28 protein-coding genes are annotated in these 26,133 nt (G+C 45.5%); 10 read left to right on the top strand and 18 right to left on the bottom strand.

Translation table 11 applies throughout. The features are described 5' to 3' along the window. The first annotated feature begins 363 nt into the window (after window positions 1-363). Entirely contained in the window at window positions 364-1,212 is an 849-nt protein-coding gene (locus AC59JT_RS12855; RefSeq protein WP_497399484.1) for a DUF535 family protein, read from the top strand. Window positions 1,213-1,253: 41 nt separating this feature from the next. Here the strand turns inward: AC59JT_RS12855 and AC59JT_RS12860 are convergent, their stop codons facing one another. The 4 genes from AC59JT_RS12860 to AC59JT_RS12875 all read right to left on the bottom strand — a co-directional run bounded on the left by AC59JT_RS12860 (window position 1,254) and on the right by AC59JT_RS12875 (window position 5,164). After that, window positions 1,254-3,236 carry a tetratricopeptide repeat-containing sensor histidine kinase gene (locus AC59JT_RS12860; protein WP_497399486.1) on the bottom strand — a complete coding sequence of 661 codons (1,983 nt, stop codon included), beginning with the start codon at window positions 3,234-3,236 and terminating at the stop codon, window positions 1,254-1,256. Window positions 3,237-3,434: 198 nt separating this feature from the next. Continuing rightward, complete coding sequence (locus AC59JT_RS12865; RefSeq protein WP_497399488.1) at window positions 3,435-4,304, bottom strand: glycoside hydrolase family 25 protein; 870 nt, start codon at window positions 4,302-4,304, stop codon at window positions 3,435-3,437. A gap of 80 nt (window positions 4,305-4,384) precedes the next feature. Continuing rightward, on the bottom strand, window positions 4,385-4,588 hold the full coding sequence (locus tag AC59JT_RS12870) for a hypothetical protein (RefSeq protein WP_497399490.1): 204 nt from the start codon (window positions 4,586-4,588) through the stop codon (window positions 4,385-4,387). A gap of 201 nt (window positions 4,589-4,789) precedes the next feature. Then, the gene (locus tag AC59JT_RS12875) at window positions 4,790-5,164 is read right to left on the bottom strand and encodes a DoxX family protein (RefSeq protein WP_497399492.1); all 375 of its coding nucleotides are present in this window, start codon (window positions 5,162-5,164) and stop codon (window positions 4,790-4,792) included. A gap of 222 nt (window positions 5,165-5,386) precedes the next feature. Here AC59JT_RS12875 and AC59JT_RS12880 point away from each other — a divergent pair, with 222 nt between their 5' ends. Beyond that, entirely contained in the window at window positions 5,387-5,629 is a 243-nt protein-coding gene (locus AC59JT_RS12880; RefSeq protein WP_497399494.1) for a hypothetical protein, read from the top strand. Window positions 5,630-5,694: 65 nt separating this feature from the next. Here AC59JT_RS12880 and AC59JT_RS12885 read toward each other — a convergent pair whose 3' ends face one another. From AC59JT_RS12885 to kbl, 5 genes are all read right to left on the bottom strand, one after another. Next, window positions 5,695-6,459, bottom strand: a complete 765-nt coding sequence (locus AC59JT_RS12885) for a hypothetical protein (protein ID WP_497399496.1) — start codon at window positions 6,457-6,459, stop codon at window positions 5,695-5,697. 183 nt (window positions 6,460-6,642) lie between these two features. Next, window positions 6,643-7,224, bottom strand: coding sequence for a TetR/AcrR family transcriptional regulator (locus AC59JT_RS12890; protein ID WP_497399499.1), 582 nt, complete (start codon window positions 7,222-7,224; stop codon window positions 6,643-6,645). A gap of 3 nt (window positions 7,225-7,227) precedes the next feature. Further along, on the bottom strand, window positions 7,228-7,641 hold the full coding sequence (locus AC59JT_RS12895; RefSeq protein ID WP_497399501.1) for a Rieske (2Fe-2S) protein: 414 nt from the start codon (window positions 7,639-7,641) through the stop codon (window positions 7,228-7,230). 3 nt (window positions 7,642-7,644) lie between these two features. Further along, a complete protein-coding gene (gene pheS, locus AC59JT_RS12900; protein ID WP_497399503.1) occupies window positions 7,645-8,679 on the bottom strand; it encodes a phenylalanine--tRNA ligase subunit alpha in 1,035 nt (344 codons plus the stop codon). Window positions 8,680-8,826: 147 nt separating this feature from the next. Next, a complete protein-coding gene (gene kbl, locus AC59JT_RS12905; protein ID WP_497399505.1) occupies window positions 8,827-10,017 on the bottom strand; it encodes a glycine C-acetyltransferase in 1,191 nt (396 codons plus the stop codon). Between the two features lie 127 nt (window positions 10,018-10,144). Between kbl and AC59JT_RS12910 the strand changes: the two genes are divergently transcribed. Both AC59JT_RS12910 and trhO read left to right on the top strand, forming a co-directional pair. Continuing rightward, window positions 10,145-12,634: a DUF5686 and carboxypeptidase regulatory-like domain-containing protein gene (locus AC59JT_RS12910; protein WP_497399507.1), complete on the top strand. Its 2,490-nt coding sequence runs from the start codon at window positions 10,145-10,147 to the stop codon at window positions 12,632-12,634. Window positions 12,635-12,782: 148 nt separating this feature from the next. After that, the gene (gene trhO / locus AC59JT_RS12915) at window positions 12,783-13,736 is read left to right on the top strand and encodes an oxygen-dependent tRNA uridine(34) hydroxylase TrhO (RefSeq protein WP_497399509.1); all 954 of its coding nucleotides are present in this window, start codon (window positions 12,783-12,785) and stop codon (window positions 13,734-13,736) included. A gap of 40 nt (window positions 13,737-13,776) precedes the next feature. On the opposite strand, the gene AC59JT_RS12920 is transcribed toward trhO, so the two are convergent. The 3 genes from AC59JT_RS12920 to AC59JT_RS12930 form a co-directional block, all read right to left on the bottom strand. Then, a complete protein-coding gene (locus AC59JT_RS12920; protein WP_497399511.1) occupies window positions 13,777-14,142 on the bottom strand; it encodes a VOC family protein in 366 nt (121 codons plus the stop codon). Between the two features lie 18 nt (window positions 14,143-14,160). After that, window positions 14,161-14,643, bottom strand: coding sequence for a hypothetical protein (locus tag AC59JT_RS12925; RefSeq protein ID WP_497399513.1), 483 nt, complete (start codon window positions 14,641-14,643; stop codon window positions 14,161-14,163). 89 nt (window positions 14,644-14,732) lie between these two features. Continuing rightward, the gene (locus tag AC59JT_RS12930) at window positions 14,733-15,332 is read right to left on the bottom strand and encodes a hypothetical protein (protein WP_497399515.1); all 600 of its coding nucleotides are present in this window, start codon (window positions 15,330-15,332) and stop codon (window positions 14,733-14,735) included. 49 nt (window positions 15,333-15,381) lie between these two features. On the opposite strand from AC59JT_RS12930, the gene AC59JT_RS12935 reads away from it, so the two are divergent. After that, on the top strand, window positions 15,382-15,972 hold the full coding sequence (locus AC59JT_RS12935; protein ID WP_497399517.1) for a C40 family peptidase: 591 nt from the start codon (window positions 15,382-15,384) through the stop codon (window positions 15,970-15,972). A 30-nt stretch (window positions 15,973-16,002) separates the two neighbouring features. On the opposite strand, the gene AC59JT_RS12940 is transcribed toward AC59JT_RS12935, so the two are convergent. Then, window positions 16,003-16,368: a CoA-binding protein gene (locus AC59JT_RS12940; protein ID WP_497399519.1), complete on the bottom strand. Its 366-nt coding sequence runs from the start codon at window positions 16,366-16,368 to the stop codon at window positions 16,003-16,005. A gap of 20 nt (window positions 16,369-16,388) precedes the next feature. Continuing rightward, a complete protein-coding gene (locus tag AC59JT_RS12945) occupies window positions 16,389-17,186 on the bottom strand; it encodes a carbon-nitrogen hydrolase family protein (protein ID WP_497399521.1) in 798 nt (265 codons plus the stop codon). Between the two features lie 165 nt (window positions 17,187-17,351). On the opposite strand from AC59JT_RS12945, the gene AC59JT_RS12950 reads away from it, so the two are divergent. The 3 genes from AC59JT_RS12950 (at window position 17,352) to AC59JT_RS12960 (ending at window position 18,687) form a co-directional block, all read left to right on the top strand. Further along, complete coding sequence (locus AC59JT_RS12950; RefSeq protein WP_497399523.1) at window positions 17,352-17,930, top strand: RNA polymerase sigma factor; 579 nt, start codon at window positions 17,352-17,354, stop codon at window positions 17,928-17,930. An 11-nt stretch (window positions 17,931-17,941) separates the two neighbouring features. Continuing rightward, window positions 17,942-18,349: a hypothetical protein gene (locus AC59JT_RS12955; RefSeq protein ID WP_497399525.1), complete on the top strand. Its 408-nt coding sequence runs from the start codon at window positions 17,942-17,944 to the stop codon at window positions 18,347-18,349. Between the two features lie 119 nt (window positions 18,350-18,468). Continuing rightward, window positions 18,469-18,687 carry a hypothetical protein gene (locus AC59JT_RS12960; protein WP_497399527.1) on the top strand — a complete coding sequence of 73 codons (219 nt, stop codon included), beginning with the start codon at window positions 18,469-18,471 and terminating at the stop codon, window positions 18,685-18,687. A 59-nt stretch (window positions 18,688-18,746) separates the two neighbouring features. Here AC59JT_RS12960 and AC59JT_RS12965 read toward each other — a convergent pair whose 3' ends face one another. Both AC59JT_RS12965 and AC59JT_RS12970 read right to left on the bottom strand, forming a co-directional pair. Further along, window positions 18,747-19,223 carry a DinB family protein gene (locus AC59JT_RS12965; RefSeq protein ID WP_497399529.1) on the bottom strand — a complete coding sequence of 159 codons (477 nt, stop codon included), beginning with the start codon at window positions 19,221-19,223 and terminating at the stop codon, window positions 18,747-18,749. A 145-nt stretch (window positions 19,224-19,368) separates the two neighbouring features. After that, window positions 19,369-20,916 (bottom strand): NAD(P)/FAD-dependent oxidoreductase, encoded by a 1,548-nt coding sequence (locus tag AC59JT_RS12970; RefSeq protein ID WP_497399531.1) that lies wholly within the window; start codon window positions 20,914-20,916, stop codon window positions 19,369-19,371. A 401-nt stretch (window positions 20,917-21,317) separates the two neighbouring features. Here AC59JT_RS12970 and AC59JT_RS12975 point away from each other — a divergent pair, with 401 nt between their 5' ends. Together AC59JT_RS12975 and AC59JT_RS12980 are read left to right on the top strand one after the other, a co-directional pair. Then, on the top strand, window positions 21,318-22,238 hold the full coding sequence (locus tag AC59JT_RS12975; protein WP_497399533.1) for an alpha/beta hydrolase: 921 nt from the start codon (window positions 21,318-21,320) through the stop codon (window positions 22,236-22,238). Window positions 22,239-22,492: 254 nt separating this feature from the next. Beyond that, a complete protein-coding gene (locus AC59JT_RS12980; RefSeq protein ID WP_497399535.1) occupies window positions 22,493-23,254 on the top strand; it encodes a VIT1/CCC1 transporter family protein in 762 nt (253 codons plus the stop codon). A 15-nt stretch (window positions 23,255-23,269) separates the two neighbouring features. Here AC59JT_RS12980 and AC59JT_RS12985 read toward each other — a convergent pair whose 3' ends face one another. Next, window positions 23,270-24,745 carry a PAS domain-containing protein gene (locus AC59JT_RS12985; RefSeq protein ID WP_497399537.1) on the bottom strand — a complete coding sequence of 492 codons (1,476 nt, stop codon included), beginning with the start codon at window positions 24,743-24,745 and terminating at the stop codon, window positions 23,270-23,272. Window positions 24,746-24,876: 131 nt separating this feature from the next. Then, on the bottom strand, window positions 24,877-26,076 hold the full coding sequence (locus tag AC59JT_RS12990; protein ID WP_497399539.1) for a PQQ-dependent sugar dehydrogenase: 1,200 nt from the start codon (window positions 26,074-26,076) through the stop codon (window positions 24,877-24,879). Window positions 26,077-26,133 lie beyond the last annotated feature (57 nt).

Genomic DNA, 26,133 nt, shown 5'->3' on the forward strand with positions numbered 1-26,133 from the left:
GCAACTTCGCCCTAAAAGGTGTTAAGCATTCTGCTTAACATTACCGCTATTCGCAAGTTGAAAACTTGCTACATTATAGGTCCAAGTTACGCTACGCTAAACTTGAACCAGCGAGAGGCGTATTAACTATACTTTTTCCTTTGTACATTTGATCAAATTGAATTGCCATGAATAATTCAAGATACACCGCGGATGAGATCCTCCAGATATAGCCCCGTCAGTAATTGTAACATAGTTATTACATACCTGATAGATGGGAGCTTAAACAGGTAAACTTAATGTGCTGGATAGGTTAAATTACCCCTTTCTATTGTTTTTGAGCGCTAAAAACCCTATCATTAGGGCATAAATCTCATCCTACAAATGAAATTATTAAAACGACTTGCCATAGTTGCCAAATACTTTTTTTTAGAGGGCTCTTTCAGCAATAACGTTAAAAAACATAAAGAACTTAAAGCCGTACTCCAACCTTTTATCGATGATAAACTGATGGACCCTAAAACCCCGCTGCTTTATCTTCGCAAATACATATCAACCAAGTTACCGCTGGGCAAAAGCCGCGATATATTAAGTCACCATTATACTTTTCTGAAAGAAAGATTCCCGGCGGGCGAGTTTAAGCATTTATTTATTGACGGTATTGTTTGCTATGCCGAAGAGAATTACAAACTTATACTCTCAGGCTCAGAAGACCGCGAGCGGGAAGGTTCGCTTTCTTTATATTTTAAGGATGGCAACACTACTATAGCACAACTATCTTTCACCATAAGCAGCGGCGAAACCCTGGGCGTTGCCGATAAAGAAGTGATGGTAATATCGCGCTTTCAGCAGATAAACGCCCACCTGGAGAATATTAAGGAAGCCAAAAAACATTTTGGCGATATTATGCCGACCCACGTGCTGCTTACCGTGCTGGAAGCTATCGGCGTTATACTGAACATTAAAAGCATCCTGGGCCTTTACGGGGTTGACCAACTATCGTGGGAACCGCAGTACGAGCGTAGCTACCTGGTTAATTACGACGAGTTTTGGCAGCACAACGGCGGTACGCCTACAGCGTATGGCTACATGATGGAATGCCCGTTGCCGCAAAAAGATCTGCTGGATATAAAACAAACCCACCGCAACCGCGCCAAAAAGAAACGCGACCGCCTGGAAGCCATTTATGAGCATGCCTACGGTGTGATCACGGGGGTGCTGGCCAAAAAGTAGATCTATCTGCACATTTACATATCTGCACATCCACACATTAATCAAACCACCGGCACCCAAATTTTTACTGCGGTGCCCTTGCCCGGGGCGGTATCATACTCAACCCAACCTTTTAGGTATTCAATACGGGTGGCTATGTTTTTAAGGCCTATGCCCGTAAAAGCCTCTTTGGCGTTAGCATCAAACCCTACGCCGTTATCAATTACCTGTGCGCTGATGCCGTTTTCGCTGCGCAATAGTTTGATGGTAAGCGTGCTGGCGCGCGAGTGTTTAATAACGTTGTTCACCGTTTCCTGGATCACGCGGTACAGCACGATCTCCACATTACTTTCCAGCTTATCCTGAAAGCCGGTAGCCTCTACATTCACCTTCAGGCGTTCCGAATCTATCTTTTCAATAAAGCTCTTCACATCCGATGCTATGCCTGATCGCAGCAGCATATTAGGCATCATCTGGTGCGATATTACGCGCACTTCTTTACAACTTTCGTCAACCAGGGCCAGGGTTTTTTCGGCCAGGAAACGATCCTCGTCACGGGTGATGGTTACCCTGTCCAGCAATCCGCTTAAATTCATTTTAACTGCCGAAAAAAGCTGACCCACCCCATCATGCAAATCGCTGGCTATGCGCTTGCGTTCGTTCTCCTCGGCGCTTATTACGGCACGGGTTTGCTCCTCCTGCTGTGTAAGCAACTGGCGCTGCATTTCAATTTTTTGCTTGTGCTTGGCGCGATTATACAATAAGCCCCCCAACAGCAGCAAGGTTAACAGCAGACCGGCAATTATACCAATGGTAGTTTGCTGCTTGCTTATGGATAGCTTTTGTATAGTATTCTCGTTGTTCAGCAATTTTATTTGCTGCTCCTTTTTTTCGGTTTCGTATTTTTCGGTCAGCTCGGCTACGTGCTGGTAGTTGTTGCGGGCGGCGGCGGTGTCTTTAGCGTCCATCCATTTAATGTGATACTCCAGCGCATGTACAGGATCTTTAATATCACGGTAGTAGTAAAACAAACCTTCGTACGATTCGGTAATGTGCTGTTCGTAGTGTTCCTCTATCGCGGCAGCCAAACCTTTTTCAAACCATTTTTTTGCCGCCGTGAACTGCCGCAGGTTAAGGTAACAATAGGCAATGGCTTTATAAATATGCGCCTGTTCGCGGTGATAATCAATTTGTTTAAACCGCTCTTCGGCCTCGCGCAGGTATACAAGCGCGTTCTCAAACTGGTTTTGAAACTGGTAGGTAACACCAATTTCCTTATCAATAAGGGCTATGTTTTGCTTATGGTCGTACTTAATAAACAGGTCGCGGGCACGCATCATATAATGTATGGCCAGCTTAAAGTTTTTATCATCGGTAGCTTTTAGCTGCTTGTTGCGGTAGGTCATGCCAATGCCACCCAGCACCTGGGCGGCCTTGTTGTAGGCTTTTATTTGCATGCGCAGCACGTAGGCCCTTTTGTATTTAACCAGGGCCTTATCATACTCGTTAAGTTGGTTGTGATTGTTGGCCATGTACACCAGTCCGTTGGCCACGCCGTTCAGGTCGTTTAGTTTTTCGTAAATGTCAGCCGCTTTCTGAAAGTAAATAATGGCCTGGCTAGCTTTACCCTGGGTGCGCAGCATTACCGCAATTTCGTTATAACAACCGGCCACGCCACGCAGGTTGTTAACCTTGGTATATAACTTAATAGCCTGTTCAAAATCTGCACGCGATGAATCAGACTTTATCAGGTTATAATACATTTGCCCGCGGTTGTACAACGCGTCGGCCTCACCAAGTGGGTAGTTAAACTTCTGGCTCATGGCTACAGCACGGTTGCATAATATAATGCCCTCGGTGGATCGGGCGCTAATGTACCGATCGGCAATTTGGTTGAGCAGGTTTATTTTTTGGGTATCAATTTTTGATGCGGCCAGCAGTCGTTGCAGGCTGTCGATGGCATTTTGCCCGCTGGAGGGCTTAGGGGCGGACTGGCCGAGGGCTAAAAAAGGCATTAAAAATGCCAGTAAAAGGAACTTCTTCATTACCGGGGTATTAGTTAAGGTGTGTACCACTAAACTCCAGTAAATCAAAGCACTAATCAATAATGCAAATGTAGTATATGTGTGGGTGTGCAGATATGCTTATGATAGTTTGATTTAGAAATAAGCGGACAGCGGTAACCCCATTAAAACATAACCAGACCACCATTTGCACATCCGCACATTTGCATATTTGCACATCTAATCAACCAACATCCGTTCAAATTGCAAGCTATCGCCTTTAAAGGCGTTAAAATCCACATCGTGGTTAATGCCGTTTACACGGGCCAGGTCTGAGTGTTGCCAGAACCACCAGTTAGTGCCGGGCGGCAGGTTTAGTTCTTCTTTGTAGTAGTGGGCTATCCAGAGGGGGTACTCGTCAAAATGGCCTTTCAGGTAGTCGCGGTAAAAGCTGATACCGGTGTAGATGATGGGCTTTACCCCTGTAGCTTTTTGTACCTTATTAATGAAAGCACTCAATTCGCGGCGCATTTTTTCGGGGGACACGCCATCCAGCACTTCTATGTCTACCACGGCGGGCAGGTCGCCTTTCTCAATTTTTACGTTTTGCAGGAAGAAACGCGCCTGCCATAAACCATCCTTCTTGGGCCTGAAAAAATGGTAGGGACCGCAAGCTATACCTTGCTTGGCGGCTTCGCGCCAATTGCGTTTAAAATAAGGATCGGTGGTGAGCAGGCCTTCGGTAGCTTTAATAAAAGCAAAGCGTATGCGCACGCTGTCTTCTTCCATGGCGGCCACCTGCGCCCAGTCTATCTTGCCCTGGGCGTATGATACATCTATGCCGTGCAACTTGTACTTTACCGGTATATTAACCCTGAAACTGCGGTAATGGCGATAGGTTGTTGGTTCGCCAATATCCATCACCCAGCGCCAGGTGGCATTAAACATTTTAAGCACATACCCGTAATAAAAGGGCGATAGTATAACCAACAGCACCCCGGCTGCCAAAACCTTTAAACTGGTGGGCCAGCCTTTGCCGGCAGTCTTCTTTTTACGTGTGGCGGGTTTGCGCGTTGCGCGGGGTTTGGGTCTGGTGCTAGTTCGGGTCACGAAGCGAATTTAGTAATTAGTGATTGGTTGATCAGTGATTAGTTTTTCACAAAATAACTTATCAACCAATCTCTAATCAACTAATCTCTGATCACTGACAATACCGTTGTCTCAATATCATGCCGCAGCTTTGGGGGCATGGCACAATCGTTAATACGCACGCTAAGTGGCTTTTGCCAGTTAATTTCAATGTAGTTGGTAATTGTTTTGTGATTAGCTTTGAAGTAAGAAGCGTATTTGTCCTGAATAGCTAATAATGCGGTGAAAATGTCTTTAGCTTCCATATCGTAACAAATTAAAGGTTTATAACAGTTTAAATTGGATCGGCTCGACAGATTGGGGGATCTATCAATAACATTTAATACGTTAAATACGCTTTAAGGTTGTCTTTGGTTTTGAATTATTCAATAAAAACCAAATAAAAAACGCCATTATGCTTCAACTGCACAATGACGTTTGTTTAAACATCTAATTTGGGTAGAAGATTATTCTGTTTTTGCGTCTTTTAATTTGTGGTAGCAAATGTACGAGCCAAATACCATTATGATAAATATCAGCATGAAAGCCCAATCTTTAAAGGCGGCTCCGGCCATGATCATGGCGTAGGTTGCTCCGATAAGGTCGAATGTAAAACCGGCGTAGGCCCATTCTTTTAACCGTGGAAAACCAGGCGTAAGTAAAGCTATTGTGCCTAGTATTTTAAACACAGCTAATAAAACCAATACGTTAAAAGGATAGCCCATCCATTTCATAGCTGCTATACCTTGTTCATTAGGTACAAAGCTGCCATAGGCCGAAAATAGCATCATTGCCAGCAGGGGTACGGTACATACCCAGTACAAAATTTTTGTAGTTTTCATGATCGTTATATGATTTTAGGTGATTGATTTGCTTTTGCTTAAACAAATATAGCAGCATAATTTTATTTGTGTGGGTTGCAAAAACGACAAGTTTAGGGGCTGTTTTGGTCATTGTCTCATTTGGTCACTGGTAATCTGGCATTAGGTGACATAACAATATATTTCCCGCCCCGCATAAATCAAATTACTTTGATATTGGTTATTACTGTAAGAAGATACACGATGAAAAACTTAACAAAACCAGCCGCGGCAGTGTTATTTAGCACCTGTTTGCTATTAGCCGCCTGCGACAGCGACCGGAACAAGGCCACCCCGAAAAACCAGGCTGATACAGTAACCACACGCAAAGAGCAGCCCCACAACGTAGCTATTGATACCGTTAAAAAAGATTCAGGCGAAAACAACAGCGAAGTTAATGTCAGCCAGGGTGTTCATGCCGAAGAGGGGGTTCATCCGCCGCACTGATCTTTACTAAAACAAAAAGGCCGACACCTATGGCATCGACCTTTGTATAAGTCCCTATCTTAATTTTATTGTTTGGTATAAACTCCGGTAAGCAGGTTTATGGTGAAAACTGTTCCGCTTATGGTTAAGGTGGCCATGTTGTTACCGGTAAATACCACATTGCCTGTGTAGTTAAACGCCCCCTTTTTAGTATTGCCTGATATGGTTACGGAAGCTGTGCCCCCTACTATGTTGCGGGCCGGTTTACTTAACATTACGTTTGTAGCGTTAATAAGCACTATACTGTTACCGCTTGCTTTGGCACCAACTTTTGATGTAAATGCGCCGGTGCGGTTATAAGTTCCGTTTATTACAAAATTGGTAGCGTTAGCGGTTAATCCTGCAATTTTTACGCTGGCGTTGCCATTATCGGCTGATGTTAAACGCGGGCCATCAAACGAACCTTTAAAAGTGATGTTATTAACCAGGTTATCGGGTTGGCTGTTGGCATTACAGGTAAGCGTACGCGCGTATTTATAAAACGAAGTAAAGCTAACCGAACCGTTACTGCCCGAATTACTCACGCTATCGGTAACCGTAGTACCACAGGCTTGCTTACCCGAACCTATAGCATTAACCGCCGGCCCATTTGCCGTTGTCGAACTTAAAGTTAACGCATTACTGCTTATATTATCCGCAACCGATACAAAGCCAGATGTATTTAGCGAAATAGAACCCGATACCATATCGGCAGCTTCGTCTACACTGAAGGAGTTTTCGTTATTTCCTTTTTTACAGGCCGTAGCAGCCAATAACAAAGAGGCTACGATAGTAAATTTTATAGCTTTCATAAATCTAAGGGGTATGTTTTGCTTTAAAAATGAGTTTATACCTGGTCATACAAACCGCTTTAAAACATTGCCTTACAAGCGGTGCTAATCAAATATAGCAAATTTGTTACGTCAATTTGCAAGTTAAAATTTACTTTTTATGCCTGTTACAACACGCATTATCAAAGCTAAATAATACTCACGCTAAATTGTTATAGCTGCTTTTACCAGGTATGGCAAAATCTCTTTTTGGAAGGATACGAAGTTTTTACGTACATCGGAATCAGATACCGACGTAAATGCGAAGCTGAAAACAATGCTTTTGCTGCATTTAATGAGGAAACGCAGGCGCTGGTGGTGATTATCATTCTTGCGGATCTCTATAACACGAACGAACGAAGCCATCAGCATTTCCTCCAATTCGTTGCTCAGGTTCTTTAAAAAATCCTGCGAGTTGGTGCTTTCGCGGATGAAATCCCAACCGATAAATTCGTTGCAAACAGTATAGCTCAACCGGCAGGTTTTCATAATAAGGTTACCCAGGCGGGTTTCCTCATCTGTTTCATTGGTATTGGCCAGTATCAGGTCATCCACGCTTAGCCTGATGTAGTTCATCAGCAGGGTATGTAATATATGCTCCTTGCTGTCAAAATATTTGTAAATGGTTGCCTTCGCTATTCGCGCACGTTTGGCAATTTCGTTAACGCTGGTTTTATGGTACCCGAATTTGCGAAAAAGCTCCTGCGCGGCCCGCTTTATGCTATCTTTTATTTTATCGGCTTCCATGTATTAGTTTGATATATAAATTTCGTAAGCGGTGGTACTTACGTTATAAATTTTGAGTGATTTTACCGCAGGTGCTTTAACCGGCGTACCATCATTCAGGCTCCATTTTGAACCACTGCAGGGATCGGTAACGGTAAGCGTAGGATTATCCAGCGTAACGGCGCATTTCTTTTGCGGTTCGTAGGCGCTGCAACGGTCGTAAGCTACATAGCCATTAGAGGCACTTCGGTACAATATAATGCCGGCCACGCCACCATTTAACAATACCGCGCCACCAATGTTATTTACGGCGCTTATACGCGGATCTGTTTTAGCTATCTGGATATTAACAGATACATTGGGCACTATATCGCCGGTTTTACCGCACGATGCAAATGCAAAAACAACCAATGCCAAAACTGTTAACCTACGCAGCATATGTTATATAATTTCGGTTTTAAACTGGTTCAGGAAACGCTCATCATTCTCGCTAAACAAGCGCAGATCGCGGATAACGTATTTCAGGTTGGCAATACGCTCCATACCCATACCAAAGGCAAAGCCGGTGTATTTTTTATTGTCGATACCGCAATTTTCCAACACGTTAGGGTCAACCATGCCGCAGCCTAAAATCTCCACCCACCCGCTGTATTTACACATGTTACAACCAGCGCCTTTACAAATGGTGCATGATACATCCATCTCGGCGGATGGCTCGGTGAACGGGAAGTATGACGGGCGGAAACGCACCTGCGTACCTTCGCCATATAATTCCTGCACAAAGTGATATAGTGTTTGTTTCAGATCAGCAAACGATACATTCTCATCAATATATAACCCCTCTACCTGGTGAAAAAAGCAATGCGCACGGGCCGAAATAGCCTCGTTACGATACACACGACCCGGCATAATGGCGCGAAACGGTGGTTTACCCTGCTCCATCATACGCACCTGTACCGAAGAGGTGTGGGTACGCAAAGCGATATCATCTGTACCGTTATTCTTTTTAATAAAGAAGGTATCCTGCATATCGCGCGCCGGGTGCTCTTCAGGGAAGTTCAATGCCGAGAAGTTATGAAAATCATCCTCAATCTCCGGACCTTCAGCCACTACGAAACCCAAACGTTTAAAAATATCAATGATCTCGTTACGCACCAGTGAAAGCGGGTGGCGCGAGCCGGTTTCAAAACCATCGCCTGGCAGGGTCATATCAATATCCGACTTTCCGGTATCGGCAACCGCAGCAAAACTTTCCTGTAGTTCGCCATGTTTTGCTTCGGCCAGTTGTTTAAACTGGTTCAATACTTTACCAAACACGCGTTTCTCTTCGGGGCCTACAGATTTAAATTCCTCAAACAGGTCTTTAATTAAACCTTTGGTGCCTAAAAACTTGATACGAAATGCTTCCAGTTCATCTGCGTTAGCAGGCGAAAAGGCGTTGATCTCGGCGGTATATTGATCTATTTTATCTTGCATTAGCTTATTGTATTTCTTCCCTAAAGGGGATCAAAAGGCAAATTTAACATTATTTGTCATTGCGAGCGATAGCGAGGCAATCGCATACAAAAAAGTAATGATAAAGCTTGTTCGCGATTGCTTCGTTCCTCGCAATGACAAAAGGGTTTACTTAATCACCCCCAACTCCTTACCAACTTTGGTAAACGCCGCAATTGCTTTATCCAAATGTTCCCTATTATGCGCGGCTGATATCTGCACACGGATACGGGCCTTGCCTTGTGGTACTACCGGGTAGTAAAAACCTATTACGTAAATACCTTCGTCCAGCATTTTGGCGGCAAACTCCTGGGCCAATTTGGCTTCGTACAGCATAACCGGTACTATAGGGTGCACGCCCGGTTTAATATCAAAACCGGCTTCCGTCATGGCTTTGCGGAAGTATTGGGTATTGCTTTCCAGCTTATCGCGCAGTTGGGTTGTTTCGCTCAACATATCCAGCACCGCTATAGATGCACCGGTAATTGCCGGGGCTAAGGTGTTGCTGAACAAATAAGGGCGCGAACGCTGGCGCAGCATATCAATAATTTCTTTACGGCCGGATGTAAAACCACCGGAAGCACCGCCCAGAGCTTTGCCCAATGTACCGGTAATAATATCAATTTTACCCATTACGTTGTGGTGCTCATGCGTACCACGACCAGTTTTGCCCATAAAGCCCGAGCAATGGCTCTCATCTATCATTACCAAAGCGTTATACTGCTCGGCAAGGGCACAAATTTTATCCAGTTGGGCAATGGTGCCGTCCATAGAGAAAGCGCCATCGGTAACGATGATGCGGTGACGCAGCTGGACAGTAGCTTGTAGTTTGGCTTCCAGGTCGGCCATGTCATCATGCTTGTAGCGATAGCGCTGTGCTTTACACAGGCGCACACCGTCAATAATTGACGCGTGGTTCAGCTCATCAGATATAATGGCATCCTGATCATTAAACAATGGCTCAAATACACCGCCATTGGCATCAAACGCGGCGGCATATAGTATGGTATCTTCGGTGCCTAAAAACTCCGATAGTTTTTGTTCAAGTTGTTTATGTATATCCTGCGTACCGCAAATAAAACGTACGGAAGACAGGCCGTAGCCGTGGGTATCCATCGCTTTTTTGGCAGCTTCAACTACCCGTAAATCGCCGCTCAGGCCCAGGTAATTGTTGGCGCAAAAGTTTATAACTTCTTTACCGCCCTGCACGGTAATATCGGCACCCTGCGGCGAGGTGATGATACGTTCGCGTTTGTAAAGGCCAGCGTTTTCAATTTCGGTAAGCTCTTGCTGCAATACCGGTTGTAGCGTTTTATACATATTTTATCAGTTATGGAGCCCAAAATTAAGCATTCGCGGGCATTTTAAGGCTAAATCCGCACAGCGAAAATAATATTAGGTATCTGTGCAAACATTTAACTATAAACTTCTATTAATACAGAGACTTATGAAACGATATTTACTCATTATATTTTTAATACTCAGCGGGTTCACTATAAAGGCGCAGGATCAGCAATTTGTTTTATCAGGCCGTATTACCGACAGCAAGGGCGCGCCAATATCATTTGTATCGGTATATATCCGCAATTCAACCTATGGTACTACCAGTAATGAGGATGGGCGCTACCAGTTTAAACTTACCGCCGGCGACTATGATATTATTTACCGTTTTGTAGGTTTTAAAGAGCGTGTTGAAAAGGTAACCATAACCGGCGATAATGAACGCTTAAATATCCAGTTGGAGAACGAAGTATTTCCGCTACGCGAATTAAAAGCAGAAGATAAAGGCAGCCGCGACACGGCGGCAACAAACATTATGCGGCAGGTAATTGCCAAACGCGGGTTTTACCGTAACGAGATTACTTCGTACTCGTGTAACGTATATGTTAAGGGTGTACAGCGTCTCATCAGCGCCCCAAAAAAACTGCTTAAAAGCGGCGTAGCACAGGTGCTTGAACTGGATAGCAACGGCAAGGGTATTTTATACCAGTCGGAATCTTTGTCTACATTCTCTTACCTGCGCCCTGATCATGTTAAAGAAGTTACCATAGCGCAAAAAGCGGCGGGTATAACGCCGGCATTCAGCTACAGCAAAGCGTCAGACCTACAAGCTAATTTTTACAATAACTTTTTTTATATAGAGGGCCTAAGCTCATTAGGTTTTGTTTCGCCTTTGGCAGATTATGCTTTAAGTCATTATAACTACCGGTTGATAGGAACGCGCGTAGAGAATGGTCGTACTATCCATAAAATAGAACTGCTGCCCAAACATGCACACGGGCAGGCGTTCCGGGGCAATATTTACATTGTAGCCGGCGACTGGCGCATTTACGCTGTTGACCTGCTTTTAACCAAAGAAGCTAACCGCCTTAACCTGGTTGATACCATGCGCATTAGCCAGCAATATGTGCCTATACGCGGCAATAGCTGGATGCCTACCACCATACAGTATGATTATGCAGGTAGCGTGCTTGGGTTTAAGTTTACAGGCTATTATTTGGGCCTTTACAACAACTACAAATTTGAGCCGGCTTTACAACGCGAGTATTTTGACGGGGAGATATTGAAGATAGACACTACATCAAACACCAAAACCAGTGCTTACTGGATTGCAGCCCGCCCGGTACCCCCAACTGCTTTGGAAGCACGCGATTATTTGAAAAAGGATAGTCTTGCGGCATTGCAAAAAACCAAGCCCTATATTGATTCATTGTATAAAGCCAAAAACAGTATAGATGTAATACCCTATGTAGTGACTGGTTATACCTATACGAGTAGAAATAATAAGGATTCATTATATGTATTTCCTTTCCTGCAAACGCTGTATTACAATACAGTGGAAGGTTACGGCGCAAACCTTAAGGTAAAATACACCAAAGTATTTGATGATTACAGGTACTTCAGTATATCGCCGGCAGTGCGTTATGGCTTAGCTAACAAATTATTCAGCGCCAATTTGCATACCATTTACAATTACAACCCGTGGCGTTCGGGCATGTTTATGTTCGATATTGGTAACGACGTACTGGATTTGAACAACGTAGGCACACGCTCATTATATTTCAACACACTGAGTACTTTATTAAGCGAAAACAACTACGTAAAATACTATCGCTCTGAGTTTTTAAATACAGGCTTTCAGCGAGAAATAGCTAACGGTGTACTGCTAAATTTGGGTCTTAACTTTGCCCGCCGTACGCAAATGTTTAATAACTCGTATAATCATTGGCTTGATAATAAGAACAAGGAATATACCTCCAACAATCCGTTAGCGGCACCAAATGCCCCGGCAGACGATCGCTCGGAATTGTTCCCGCGGCACGAAGCGCTTACTTTTGTAGGGTCGGTAAGGTTTACTTACGATCAGCAATACATTACCCGCCCTACCGGCAGGGTGTTGCTGCCTTCAAAATATCCAACGTTTACCTTAAATTACCGCAGAGGTATCCCGAACCTGTTCAGCTCGGATATTAACTATGATTTTGTATCAGGCGATATTCAGCAGGACCGCATTCGTATTGGCTTGTTCGGTTACTCATCATTCAAAATAACCGGCGGCGTTTTCCCAACCAAAAAATCAATTTACTACCCGGATTTTAACCATTTTCTGGGTAACCAGGGTACCACGTTTGATCCTACTTATGTGGGCAGTTTTCACTTTCTGCCCTTTTATACTTACAGTACCGCCAACTCGTTTTTAGAAGCGCATTATCAACATAACTTCTCGGGCGCGCTGCTTAAACGTGTACCCTTTATGCGCAAGTTAAAGCTCGAAGAAATTGCCGGCGTAAACTACCTTACCGAACGTGGTAACAATAACTATTCAGAGGTGTATGTGGGCCTGCAACGCTTCATCTTCAGGGTGGATTATGGTATATCCTTTATGGGTGATAAAAAGTATCTGCAAGGAATCAGGATATTTTATGGTATACGATAGGGAGTCAGAAAGTCCGAAAGTCGGAAAGTCTGAAAGATTTTTGACTTAACATCTTCCGGACTTCCCGACTAAAGACTTTCCGACTAAAAACTAAATCACTATCTTTGCGCCTCATTTAACGCCGTTTGCAGCGGCATCAATGATTTTTATGGCACAATACAATACACTACTGTACTATTGTTATTCAACAATAGCCGATGGCGAGCAATTTGCTGCCGATCATTTAAAATTTTGTAAATCATTAAATCTTACCGGGCGCATTATTGTGGCTGATGAAGGTTTGAATGGCACTGTTTCAGGTTCGCCTGAAGCTTGTAAGGCTTACATGGATACCGTGCATGCCGACCCGCGTTTTGCGGATATCGACTTTAAAGTTGATGAGGTTGATACCCCGTCATTTGTTAAGATGCATGTGCGTTATAAGACCGAGATCGTACACTCAGGCCTGCGCGATCCGAATATTATCAACCCACAAATCAAAACCGGCAAACACCTGGAGCCTAAGGACTTTTTGGCCTTGAAGGACCAGGAAGACGTGGTGATACTGGACGTACGCTCAAACTATGAGCATGCCCTGGGTAAATTTAAAAACGCCATTACGCTGGACATTGAGAATTTCCGCGATTTCCCGGATAAGATCAACGAGCTGGCGCAATACAAAGACAAAAAAGTAATTACCTACTGCACCGGCGGTATTAAATGCGAAAAAGCATCGGCCTTACTGTTGCACGAAGGTTTTAGCGATGTATACCAGTTGCACGGTGGCATCATTAAATACGGCAAAGAAGCCGGCGGCGAAGATTTTGACGGTAAATGTTATGTGTTTGACAACCGTCTTTCGGTTGAGGTGAACTCGGTTAACCCGGTTACCATTTCAACCTGCTACAACTGCGGCCAAACTACCGACAAGATGATCAACTGCGCCAACCCCGAGTGTAACGAACATTTCACCCAGTGCGATGAGTGCGGCACCACCATGGAAGGCTGCTGCAGCGCCACCTGCCAGGAACATCCGCGCAAGCGTGTTTATGATGGCACAGGCTACTACGTAAAAGTACCGCAACCGGTAAATGTAAAAGGCGCTAAGGTTGAGTTAGCATAAAGACATACTGTAGAGACGTAAATATTACTTCTCTTTTTATTTATGTCCACTGCTGTACCCTGATACCTATCTGCCCGTCAATAATGGCAAACTCCTTAGCACCCCAGGGCCTAAGCGTTACTTTATTCAAATTAGGATGGAGCATTTCCGGGAATCTGGCGGATACTTTTTCGTAAACTTCGTCAATGTTATTGGTTACCAGGCGCAGTTCGGGATGATCATTTTTTGCCTGGGCGGCATCCTCAAATATCATCAGTTCCAGGCCGTCCTTTGTAACCACACAAAAAGGGTTGTATATATTCAATTCTTCATGGCCTAAGGTAAATTCAAGGCAATCGACAAATGTTTTCTTAGCTATATTGATGTCGGTGTAGAAAACGCTTGGTACTAGTTTGGTAAAGTTCATGGCAATTGTTGGCAGGGTTTAAAGTTTAATATTATAGGCTTTCAAACATTCTTGTACATTTCTGTAAATGGTAACGTTGTCTAAGTGAAAATTAAACTCTTCAGGTTTTCTTTTCAAAGCCTTACCTTTTGAATCTTCGAGAAACAAAGCGTTACCAACTATCTTCAAATTTTCGTCGTAATACTTAATATCTGTTTCAAACACCACGCCTCCCTTCACACTATCATCAAAAAGCGACTCATCTTTTTGGAAACAATATAATTTACCCTTCTCATTAAAATAATATCTATACCCTAAATTCCAATCACCACTTTGGCTGTATGGGCTTTGAGCTACCATCAGTACTCTGCCCGATGTATTTTTTAAAATGTTATAACTATACTCGACGTCTTCGGGCCATTTATCTTTAACAACTCTTACTAATGTTTTTTTACCCGGTATTTTAGCCAAAACAATCAAGCTATTTATCGATTTCAATCGTCTGTCGGTATCGTTTTTCATTTTCTTCAAATCAGTTAAGGGCGTCTGAAGAAAGAACAACAGGAAAAGCAGATGTAGAAATTTCATTCCTAAATATAGTTACGACTTTACTAAAGCTGAATATTATTCGCTTTCAAAACCGCCTCCAAATCAGGATAGGTTTTGGTTACAAGATAAGTATTATCAAAAGCATATTTCTTATCCAGCGGTTGCTGATTTTTATCAACCAGTTTGTAAGTATGTTCGATGCCTTTAAAACGTGCATCATAATAATCTACTGTAGTTTCAAACGCTACTTCATCATGAGGTAATACAAAAGCATTGGCCGTACGTTCAAAAGCGAAAGTTTTGCCATCGGGGGTAAAATAGTGCGTAAGGGTGGCAAACCAATCGCCCTTAGGGTTGGCGGGTGTGGCGGCTATCATGAGTACTATGCCTTGTTTATCTTTTAGTATATTGTAGTTATACTCCATGTTTTCGGGCCATTGGTTATCTGTTACCGTTAGCAGCCCGGCGCGGCCTTTTACCTTGGCAAATACGGTGTAATTAGCACCATCACGACCGGCAATATCGTCAATTTCGGCTTTGCGATTCTTCATTTTGGGCAACGATAGGGGCTTGGCAGCGACCGTGGTGGCATCACTATCCCCGGCAGGCCCGCAAGCCATTATCAACACCATCAAACAAAACAGGCAAATTATTGCTCTCATATAATACAAAGAGACGCAAAGTATTGCGTCAATACAAAATATTATCGCTATGCGTTTAATTGCCCTCATATCCGCATCTTACCTGCTGCTCCTTTCATGCAACAGTACTGATAAACCCGATTATGTTTTGCAACCCACCGATACTGTAAAAGATGCAGCCGGTCGCAAAACCGTGATATTGGCACCAACAGACGGCACCACTACCATGAATACCATCAACACTGGCACCACCACGCCGCAGCAACTGATAGCTTTTGCCCGGACAGCCATAGGCGTGCCTTATAAGTACGCATCGTCAGATCCGGCAGTTGGTTTTGATTGCTCGGGCTTTATCACCTATGTTTTTAATCATTTTAATATCGCGGTGCCGCGCACTTCGGTTGATTTTACGAATGTGGAACACGAGGTGGATCTGCAAAAAGCCAAAGCCGGCGACCTGATACTTTTTACCGGTACCGATAGCAGCATCCGTACCGTGGGGCATATGGGTATTGTGATTAGCGGGTTGAGGGATTCGCTGGAGTTTATTCATTCCACGTCCGGGAAAGCGATGGGGGTTACGATATCTCCGCTCACCTCAGGCTATGCGAAACGGTTTGTGAAGGTAATTAGGATATTCCCGCAGAATGAGGAGAAATAGCGGGAAACGCAAAATACTGCGTCTCTACGATTAGTATTCGCCTATACTCAACAGCACCAACGTACACGCATATTGCGTTTCAATCCCTTCGGCATCGGCCATACGTTGTAGTTCGGTATTCTCAGTACCGGGGTTAAAGATGATGCGTTTGGGCTTGGTGGCCAATATATAATCATACAAACGCTCCTGGTTTTGCGGGCCAACATACAGTGTAATGGTATCAATATCGGTGTGGATGGTTTCGGGTTTTTCGATGGGCACACCAGCTACTTCTCCGCTTTTAAGGCCAACGTTTACAATGGGGTGACCATGGCCTGTCAGTCGGTTGGCTGCCAGGTAGGCATATCTGCCCGCGTTTGGTGTTGCGCCTAATATCAGTGTTTTTTTCTTCGACATAAATTAACAGAAAAAGCCTTTTACTGTGGCTGGCTGTACAATTGTGGTTTAAACCGTTTGGCCAGCAAACCTGTGGCTTTCTCTAAATCAATATCAACAATTATTATGCCCGGTTTATCATACTCCTGGTGTTTAATGAGGCTGCCGTTGGGTGCTATCAATGAGGTAGCCGATTCAGGATATTGCATGGCATAATTTACGCTGGCAAAGTAAATAGTGTTCTCGGCCGCACGCATGATCATGGCTTTTTCATAGTACGGGTTATCCACGCTTCCCCATTGGGTTGGCACTCGGCCCTCTACATCGCTACCCGCCAAATGTGGATGGAACACGATCTGTGCACCTTGCCTTGCCGCCCACCGTACCGATTCGGGGTAACGGAAACCTTCGTGACAAATAACGATACCGAATTTCAATCCGTCAATTTCAAACAGCTGGCGTTTGGTGCCGGGTTGCCATACTGTATCTTCACTTGGGTCGAGCTGGTTTTTGCTTTGGTAGCCTAGTATTTCGCCTTCGGCAGATATAACTTGTGCTACGTTTAAAAATTGGTCGCCTTCGTACCAATCCATTGGTATTATAACAGCTATGTTGTTTGCTGCTGCGATTTGCGCTACCTGACTTAGTGCACTTTGCAATTCGTCCGCCGAAGGCTTGGCTACTTCGTATTCAATAACACGGTATCCCGGCAGGTAACTTTCGGGGAAGCAAATTATTTTGGCTTGTTGGGCCGCTGCTTGTTTTACCAGTATTTCTATTTGATGAATGGCATCGGTTAGCGATGAGGGGAATGGTGGCGAGGCGAGGGCTATCTTCATATGTAAACCTACAAAACACGCGGGGCAATTATGTAATTTTAATGTAACTGTTCGGCAGGTTTTTAGTCTGATTACGTACGATCACCCGTCCGCCAGAAAAAAAATTAAAATAGTTTAAAATGTTTTAAAAGGTGATTCGTCTTTACCTTTAAAACAGTAAAGAAATTGACAACAGCCCTGATGCAGCAAGAAAAGGATAACCATATTATAAGCACTATAAAGGCTTATGGTAAAAACCTGCTTGGCTTTATACGCAAAAGGGTGAACAATGATGCCGACGCTGAAGACATTCTGCAGGATGTATGGTACCAATTCAGCGCGCTGGTAAACTCCGAACCAATTGAACAGACAGGCGCCTGGCTGTATAAAGTGGCAAGGAACAAGATCAGCGATAAGCATAAGAAAAAATCAGAAAGTTTACTGGACGACCTGTTTACCCCGGGCGATGAGGACGACGACTCGACATCAGACTTTAAAGACATACTGATGCCAGACGAAAGCACGCCCGAAACCGAATACCTGCGCAACCTGTTTTGGGAACAGCTTTTCACAGCGCTTGATGAGCTGCCCGAAGACCAGAAACAGGTTTTTATATGGCAGGAAATGGATGATATGACCTTCCAGGAAATATCAGAACTAACCGGGGTTAAAGTAAACACACTGCTATCGCGCAAGCGCTACGCGGTACTGCATTTACGCAGCAGGTTGCAACAATTATATATGGAGATAACAACAAAAGATTAAAAATAACAATCATGAAAAATTTTCTATTTAAAGGCCGCTTCATATTTATCCCTTTGGGCATAGCGGCTTTCTTATCGGTAACCAGTTATGCGGTAATGCTGCTTTGGAACTGCCTGCTACCCGAAATAATGCACGTAACCACCATCACCTTTTGGCAAGCCATGGGCATATTTGTACTGTGCAAGATCCTTTTCGGGTTTGGCAAAGGCAAACCTTTTGGCGGCGGCGGCGGTGCCCCATGGATGCGCCACCGTATGGAAGAACGCTTTAAAAGCATGAGCCCCGAACAAAAGGAAAAGTTTAAACAAAAAATGCGCGACCGCGCCAACTGCGGCCCTTGGGGCAGGCACCGTTTTGATACCAATTGGGACGATGTGGCAGATGAGCCGACAAAGCCAGCGGATAATTCACAACAATAACACGACGGGTGTCATGCTGAGCTTCGTCGAAGCATACGGGCAAAGGCCTCTGCGCTCACCCTTCGACGGGCTCAGGGTGACACCCATTTTAATCAACAAACACACCAACCTACACTACCATGAACATACACATTTTTACCACTAACGTTACGGCACCTGATGAGGTGATAGCCGTACGCCCAATACTAACCCAGGAACCCGCCATTGCCGATTGGAACTTCGATCTGGAAGATTGCGATCATATATTACGCGTGGTATCTGACGATGAAGTATCGCCACGCTATATTGAAAGTTTGCTGAACAAGGCAGGTTTCGCTTGCGCAGAACTGGCTTATTAGGCCCTCTGGCGGGACAACAAAACAGAAAATGCCATGGCGGTTGCCATGGCATTTTCTGTTTACCCAATTATCACCCTTGTCAACAACGCTATCTGCCCGGCGTGATAGATCTGGTGCTGGATAAAGCCATACACCAATTGCTCATTAGTAACCACCGGCTCGCCGGGGCGCTCATCGATGGTGGGTTTGTCCCAGTTCTCTTCGGGGAAATCGCGGATGGTTTTTTCGAGGTTAGTGCTTACCAGTTTAAGGTCTGCTATCCATTCTTTCCATTTGCGTTCGTCCGGCTCGCCGGGATGGGGCCAGTTGCCGCTAAGGGGCAGGGAGGCCGGTTTCTCATTGAGGCGGTCAATGACTTCCTCTGTCCAGCTAAGCATGTGCAGGATGATCTCGGCAATGGTATGTGCCTGACCCACGCGCTCGTAGGCGCTCTCGAAGGTTATCTTGTCAAGGATGGTGTATACCGGGTCGCCGTACCAGGCATCACCTGCCAGGTTTTTATTGAGTTCGAGGATGAGTTTTTCTGATGTTGTCATTGTGTCTTGAACCTTGATTTTTAGGATTTAAGGACTAACTTGATAAAAGTGCATTGGTGTCATGCTGAGCCCCGTCGAAGCGTGTGGGCAAAGGCCTCTGCGCTCACCCTTCGACGGAGCTCAGGGTGACACCCCTTTTGTACATTCAGACCACCTTCCCCGCCGCTACCGCGCAATTTATACCATCAATAGCAGCAGAAATTATGCCACCTGCATAGCCAGCGCCTTCGCCGCACGGGAATAGGCCTTGTATCTGCGGATGCTGCAGGGTTTCCTTGTCGCGAGGTATTTTAATGGGCGATGAGGTGCGCGATTCTACACCCACCAATATCGCTTCGTTGGTGTAATAACCTTTCATTTTTTTACCGAATACCGGCAGGGCGCGGCGCAGGCGCTCGTGTATCCAGTCGGGTAGTACTTCTTTTAGTTCGATGCTTTTAGTGCCGGGCAGGTAAGAGTTTTCGGGCAGATCGTTGGACAAGCGTCCCTGTACAAAATCCACCATCCGCTGCGCGGGCGCAACCAGGTTGCCGCCGCCTGCTTTGAAGGCTATGCGCTCAATCTCTTTTTGAAAGTTCAGCATCTTAAACGGATCGGCATCGCTGCCTGCCACGTCTTCCATATTGATCTGCACTACGGTGCCTGAATTGGCGTAAGGGTTGTTACGTTTGGAGGGGCTCCAACCGTTCACCACGATCTCTTCAGCTTCGGTAGCGCATGGGGCGATGATGCCGCCCGGGCACATGCAGAATGAGAATACCCCGCGGCTATCCACCTGCTCTACCAGGTTATAATACGATGGCGGCAGATCTTCGCCACGCACCTCGCAATGATACTGCGCCTGGTCGATGATCTGCTGCGGATGCTCTATGCGTACGCCCAATGCGAAGGGCTTAGCTTCTATTAATATATTTTGACGATGCAGCATATCAAACACATCGCGCGCCGAGTGACCGGTGGCCAATATCACGGCTTTGGCTTTCAGGGTTTCGCCAGTGGCCAGGCGCACACCTTGTATCTGCCCAAAATCGGCCAGTAAACCGGTTACCTTGGCATCAAATATCACTTCGCCGCCGGCGTTTAATATAGTTTCGCGTATGGCGGTTATAATTTGAGGGAGTTTATTGGTGCCGATATGCGGTCGGGCGTCAACCAAAATATCGGTTGTGGCTCCGTGGGCTACAAAGGTTTTGAGCACCTGGTTCACATCGCCGCGCTTGGTGCTGCGGGTATATAGTTTACCGTCTGAATAGGTGCCTGCACCACCCTCGCCGAAGCAATAATTGCTTTCGGGGTTTACCAGGCCCTGCTTGTTGATGTTGGCCAGGTCGCGACGGCGCTCTTTAACCGCTTTGCCGCGTTCCAGCACAATGGGCTTTAAACCCATTTCAATACACTGCAAAGCCGCAAACAGTCCCGCCGGACCGGCACCTACTATAATAACCGGCTTAGCATCCTTTATATCAGGGTATTGTTGCGTATAGCTTTCAGGATGATAAACCTCATCCACATAAACCCGCACCTGAATGCGATAAACCACGCGGCGCCCCCGCGCGTCTATCGATCGTTTTAAAACCTGTACACCTGTTATTTTTTGTGGAGCGATACCCGCTGTCTGCGCCGCAAGTTTTATTAACACCGGCTCATTATCCTGCTGCCCGGGAGGGCATACAATTTCTATGTCTTTGGTCATGCTACGTTGCCGGGTTTTTATCTCGGATAAGGCAAAGGTAGTGAATAGTGATTAGTTAATTAGAGATTAGTTGTATAGGTGCTTAAAACCACGGGGTGCGCCATTTTAAAAGTGGCGCACTTGGCGCGGCAATTTTCGTTAAGTTGTTTATAATGAATATGTTAACGAAAAAAGCGGCGCAAAGCGGCGCAACTTATCACATTAAATAACTACTTGATTATCAGGATACAATGACACTTTAACAGCTTACTGACTTATAAGTATGGAACACCCTCTTTTTAGGACAATAGTTTAAAAACCATTGGCATAGTCATCCGAAATTTTCAACTTCGGATAGTGGCAGAAATAAAAATTTGCACAATTACGATATATTCGTAGATTTACGAATATATCGTAATATAATGAAAATATATCTTACTCCTTTAAAGTATGTAAGTGTACTTACTGTTTTAATCGTCCTATCGCTAGCGGTAAAAGGGCAGTCCACGGCTGTGTTTGCTGATACTGCCCGCATAACAATTGGCAATCATTCCTTGTTTATAAATCGCGGGGGGGATGCTAAGGCTAAATACACCATCGTGTTCGAATCAGGCGCAGGTGGTACTTCCGGCGATTGGGATAAAGTGCGTGCATTGCTACCGCTCGAGATAGCTACATTGGCGTATGACCGCGCCGGATCGGGCAAAAGCACTGCCGGCCCTTTACCCCGTACCATGGAGCAGGAAGTTTTTGAGCTGCATGAATTGCTAAAGAAAATTCATATTAAGGGTAAACTAATACTAGTGGGGCAATCAATAGGCGGTTTATCTACGCGTTTGTATGCTATTCGCTATCCCAAACAGGTAGCAGGTTTAGTATTGGTTGACCCAACCCATGAGAGCAGTTTTTTAGGCAGCCTTAAGTATGGCGGCTGGGTGCGCCTGCGTGAAAAAGCGACCGGCGTTGCCATCCCTAAACCACAAATTAAACTAAAAACAAGCCCGGGTTATGACAGCGCCGCCGACTATATGGCGCAAGAGTTTCAGAATATGTATCTCGCCTCCAATAAGCACGCGCAACAGCTGGGTAGCAAACCTGTGGTTATCCTCGGCGCGGGCATCCGCAAGCAGCCACCAGGTACTCCGGATGTGCAATGGGCTCAACTCCGTACAGAACGCGATGAGCAAATAGCCTCGTTAACCGCGCTATCTGCCAATTCAAAATTTATATTGGATGCTCAAAGTAGTCATGCTATTCACAATGATAATCCGCCGGTGGTGGCGCAAGCTATTCGGATGGTGTTGGATGCGTTGCGGTTGGGCGGGAAGATGCTGGACAAGTAGTTATTAAAAGTGGATACACCTTGTTGCAGGGGCATTGCAAATGCTTAGCCATGTTAAGCCCTCGTCACAGACGAGCGCAAGGGTGAGAACTGCAGTTTGAGTAAAAGCCAGGCATTGCGTCACATTGTTCAAGGTCGTTCAATAAAAAATCAAAAGCCCTGGAATAGAACGCCGAAAAATTTGCCTATCCCCCGCAGTGTGCTGACGCCGGTCACTATTGATACTGCCGGTAGTCATTTTAAAAGTGATTAGCTATGCCTAACTTAGGCCATGTAAGTTCAACACCCATACGCGGGCGTTGCCTGCATAGATTAAACAGCTGGATCATGGCTCCTGAAAATCATTATATCTATCGCGTAGGTTGGCTAAGGGCCGGTGTGCTGGGCGCTAACGATGGCATTCTATCCACCACCAGTTTGGTTATCGGCGTTTCGGCTGCGGCGGCCACGCACCAGTCGGTTGTGCTCACAGCCTTATCTGGCCTGATAGCCGGTGCAATGTCAATGGCGGCAGGCGAGTATATCTCGGTAAGTTCGCAGGCCGATACAGAAATGGCCGACATTGAACGGGAGAAAAAAGAACTGAAGGAGATACCCGAACAGGAGTTGGAAGAAATAGTAACCATTTACGAGGGGCGAGGATTGAACCGGCAGCTGGCCCGCGAAGTGGCGGTGGCGCTTACCCAACACAACGCCCTGGAAACCCATTTGCGCGACGAATTAGGTATGACCGACGTATCGGCCGCCAAACCATTGCAGGCCGCGCTATCGTCGTTCGCATCGTTTGTTGCCGGCGCGCTGCTGCCTGTGGCTGTAGCTTTCTTTGCCCCGCTAAAGGCCATGATCTATTACCAATATGGATTTTCAATAATCTTTTTGATGGCGCTTGGCGCAACCGCGGCTAAGGCAGGCGGGGCACCGATTTTTAAAAGTATGTTGCGTATATGTTTTTGGGGCACTATGGCCATGGCAAGCACCGCGTTTATCGGGCATTTATGGGGTACTCAAATTACTTAGCATCCACCGATGTCGTTAATTCTCTATAGCTTTGCAAATGCCGGTTATTTGTTCGTCGAGTTCCTGTGCCGAGTCAAGCAAATAGTCCAGCAATTGCTGCTTTTCTGCTTCGGGTATTGAGGCGTCTTTAAGCAGGTCTGTCAATGCCAGTATCTTGGCCAACGGCGAACGGATAACATGCGACTGTATCCACGCAATTTCGGTAAGCTGGCGGCTATGAGCTTCCACAGCGTTGCGGTGATTCACTTCTTCAGTAATATCCAGGCAGGCACCTATCATCTCTACCGGCGCGCCGTTTTGATCGGTTTTAAGGCGGGCCCATGAGCGCAGGTAGCGCAGCTCGCCGCCGGGGCGGATGATGCGTTCTTCAAACTCCATGTCCTGCCGGGTGCTCAGGATGTGGCCTATTAGTTCGTAAACGCGCTCGCGGTCGTCAGGGTGCAGGCGTTCCTGGTAACCGGCAAAAGTAGCTTTAAAACTTTTTACATCCAGCCCGTAAATCGTATACAGGGCCGGCGACCACGTAACCACATCCTGCTGAATATCCCAGCGCCAGTTGCCAAAATGAGCCAGGTCCTGGCTTTGGAGCATCATAAAGTGGGCATCGTTAATAATATCGGTTTTTTGCCGGTTCTCCATAATAATGCGCAGCAGGGCCGTGGCGCGCTCCATTACCTGTAGCTCTTCTTCGCCGGGCGACCGGGGCTCGCGGTAGTACATGGATACGGTGGCTATCACCTCCCCATCGGTATTGATAACCGGGTTTGACCAGCAGGCTCCTAAATGATAGCTTAGCGCTGTTTCTTTATGCTTTTCCCACTTATCGTCGGTAGCTATATCGCCAACAATAACCTGCTGTTTGGTAGCCGCCGCCGTACCGCACGAGCCTTCGTTCAGGCCGATGGAAAAACCTTCCATAGTTTCCATATAGGCCGTTGGTAATGATGGAGACACACCATTGGTTAAATGCCCGTTTTTTACCTGGTGCACGCAGGAAAGCATTTTAGGGAAGAATGCCTCCAAACCTTTCAGGTAAGCGTTAAGCACCACATTAAGCGGTGTATTGAGGTTTGAATTTAAACGAAGAATATCAGCCTCCAGCAATTCCATTTGCTGCAGGCGTTTGGTAAGTGTAATATCTTGTATAATGCCGCGAAGCAAAACAGGTTTATCATCGCTGTAGATAACAGAAACATTATCCTTTATCCAGGCAACGTTGCCGTCGGCTTTAATAATGCGGTATTCGAAGGAGTTATTCTTTAGCTCGCTTTGGGCCAAATGCCGGTAAGCGGTTATAATATGTTTTTCTTCGGGGTGTATATGGGTTTCCCAAAAGCCGGGCCTGCCCTGCCAGTCGTTAGGCGAAAACCCTAAAACAGCTATTGCCCGGTCGCTCATAAAAGTGATCTCGCTCATATCTGTATCGGCCTCCCAAACTATAACATCTATAGATTGCAGCAAGCTGAAGATATCTTCCGGGCTATAGCTCATTTTACAATAATTGGCTTTAATAAATGTAACTCATTTACAAATACTTTCAAAGCAATTCAATAAATCGCCCCCGGCACAAACAAAAAGCGCCCCTGTTTATACCAGGGGCGCTTTTTTTAATAAATATCAAACTATTGTTTTGATATTTTATATAGTTTACCACTATCGGTACCGGCGTAAATAGCGCCATCTTTACCAGTAGCTATGCAGCGCCAGCGTTCTTTGCGGTCTTCCAGCAAACGCTCTTCGCCTACTACTTTGTTATCTTTAATAATTAAGCGGATGATGTGCATGCTGCTAAGGCCACCAATAAACATGTTGTTTTTCCACTCGGCTATGTTACCGGTGTAAAACATCATGCAGCCGGGCGATATAACCGGGTCCCAGTAGTAAACGGGTTGAGTCATGCCTTCTTTTTGTTGAATACCATCGTAAACTTTTTGGCCACTATATTCAATACCATAAGTAATTACAGGCCAGCCATAATTACCGCCAGCTTTGATCAGGTTTACCTCATCGCCACCGCGCGGACCAAATTCTGTTTCCCACAGTTCGCCGGTAACCGGGTTCATCGCAAAACCATCCGGGTTACGGAAACCTAACGCATATATCTCAGGCTTAGCGTCGCCTTTACCAATAAAAGGGTTATCGGCAACCGGCTTACCTTCTTTAGTAATGTGGATGATCTTACCAGTGGTAGCGGTCAGATCCTGCGCCCTCACGCGGATGTCGTTAGAACTGCGGTCGCCCGAGCTTACAAACAAGTTGCCTTGCTTATCAAACACGATACGTGAGCCAAACTGACCGCTGCCCCTATAGCGCGGATAAGCTTCCCATATTACACTTACATCTTCCAGCTTGGTTTCATCGGCAGATAGTTTGCCTTTGGCTACTGCCAGCGCGGCACCTTCGCCGGGTTGGGCGTAGGTCCAGTATACCATGCGGTTTTTAGCAAAATCAGGATCAATTTTAACATCCAGCAAACCACCCTGTCCCTGGAACTGTACCGTTGGGAAACCGGTGATGGTTTTAACTATTTTACCATCGGTGGTTACTATTTGCATATTGCCTGGTTTACCGCTTATCAGTAAACGCCCGTCGGGAAGCACACACATACCCCATGGGCCTTTTAACTCTGTATTAATTACTTCGGCCTTGTAAGCGGTTTTGCTCTTTACACTGCCAATGCGGGTTTGGCCCTCAAATGCAGGCTTATAATCGGTATTGGCTTTGTTGGTTTCTACCGGTGCGCCGGTTTGAGCCATAGTGGCAGACGTTACTGCCAACAGCATACCTGCTATGGCTAAAGGCTTATAAAATTTTGATAACATAATCGGTTGGTCTTGTTTAATGTATGTAAGATACAATCTTATTACCGATGTGTGTTA

The organism is Mucilaginibacter sp. A3364, from assembly GCF_059690715.1.

Coding starts and splice junctions, on each gene's coding strand:
- AC59JT_RS12945 (WP_497399521.1), bottom strand. CDS start 17,186: ATGAAGATAGCCCTCGCCTCGCCACCATTCCCCTCATCGCTAACCGAT.
- AC59JT_RS12875 (WP_497399492.1), bottom strand. CDS start 5,164: ATGAAAACTACAAAAATTTTGTACTGGGTATGTACCGTACCCCTGCTG.
- AC59JT_RS12885 (WP_497399496.1), bottom strand. CDS start 6,459: ATGAAAGCTATAAAATTTACTATCGTAGCCTCTTTGTTATTGGCTGCT.
- AC59JT_RS12940 (WP_497399519.1), bottom strand. CDS start 16,368: ATGTCGAAGAAAAAAACACTGATATTAGGCGCAACACCAAACGCGGGC.
- AC59JT_RS12935 (WP_497399517.1), top strand. CDS start 15,382: ATGCGTTTAATTGCCCTCATATCCGCATCTTACCTGCTGCTCCTTTCA.
- AC59JT_RS12895 (WP_497399501.1), bottom strand. CDS start 7,641: ATGCTGCGTAGGTTAACAGTTTTGGCATTGGTTGTTTTTGCATTTGCA.
- kbl (WP_497399505.1), bottom strand. CDS start 10,017: ATGTATAAAACGCTACAACCGGTATTGCAGCAAGAGCTTACCGAAATT.
- AC59JT_RS12960 (WP_497399527.1), top strand. CDS start 18,469: ATGAACATACACATTTTTACCACTAACGTTACGGCACCTGATGAGGTG.
- AC59JT_RS12930 (WP_497399515.1), bottom strand. CDS start 15,332: ATGAGAGCAATAATTTGCCTGTTTTGTTTGATGGTGTTGATAATGGCT.
- AC59JT_RS12890 (WP_497399499.1), bottom strand. CDS start 7,224: ATGGAAGCCGATAAAATAAAAGATAGCATAAAGCGGGCCGCGCAGGAG.
- AC59JT_RS12860 (WP_497399486.1), bottom strand. CDS start 3,236: ATGAAGAAGTTCCTTTTACTGGCATTTTTAATGCCTTTTTTAGCCCTC.
- AC59JT_RS12925 (WP_497399513.1), bottom strand. CDS start 14,643: ATGAAAAACGATACCGACAGACGATTGAAATCGATAAATAGCTTGATT.
- AC59JT_RS12985 (WP_497399537.1), bottom strand. CDS start 24,745: ATGAGCTATAGCCCGGAAGATATCTTCAGCTTGCTGCAATCTATAGAT.
- AC59JT_RS12910 (WP_497399507.1), top strand. CDS start 10,145: ATGAAACGATATTTACTCATTATATTTTTAATACTCAGCGGGTTCACT.
- AC59JT_RS12970 (WP_497399531.1), bottom strand. CDS start 20,916: ATGACCAAAGACATAGAAATTGTATGCCCTCCCGGGCAGCAGGATAAT.
- AC59JT_RS12880 (WP_497399494.1), top strand. CDS start 5,387: ATGAAAAACTTAACAAAACCAGCCGCGGCAGTGTTATTTAGCACCTGT.
- AC59JT_RS12975 (WP_497399533.1), top strand. CDS start 21,318: ATGAAAATATATCTTACTCCTTTAAAGTATGTAAGTGTACTTACTGTT.
- AC59JT_RS12870 (WP_497399490.1), bottom strand. CDS start 4,588: ATGGAAGCTAAAGACATTTTCACCGCATTATTAGCTATTCAGGACAAA.
- AC59JT_RS12855 (WP_497399484.1), top strand. CDS start 364: ATGAAATTATTAAAACGACTTGCCATAGTTGCCAAATACTTTTTTTTA.
- AC59JT_RS12990 (WP_497399539.1), bottom strand. CDS start 26,076: ATGTTATCAAAATTTTATAAGCCTTTAGCCATAGCAGGTATGCTGTTG.
- pheS (WP_497399503.1), bottom strand. CDS start 8,679: ATGCAAGATAAAATAGATCAATATACCGCCGAGATCAACGCCTTTTCG.
- AC59JT_RS12955 (WP_497399525.1), top strand. CDS start 17,942: ATGAAAAATTTTCTATTTAAAGGCCGCTTCATATTTATCCCTTTGGGC.
- trhO (WP_497399509.1), top strand. CDS start 12,783: ATGGCACAATACAATACACTACTGTACTATTGTTATTCAACAATAGCC.
- AC59JT_RS12980 (WP_497399535.1), top strand. CDS start 22,493: ATGCCTAACTTAGGCCATGTAAGTTCAACACCCATACGCGGGCGTTGC.
- AC59JT_RS12965 (WP_497399529.1), bottom strand. CDS start 19,223: ATGACAACATCAGAAAAACTCATCCTCGAACTCAATAAAAACCTGGCA.
- AC59JT_RS12920 (WP_497399511.1), bottom strand. CDS start 14,142: ATGAACTTTACCAAACTAGTACCAAGCGTTTTCTACACCGACATCAAT.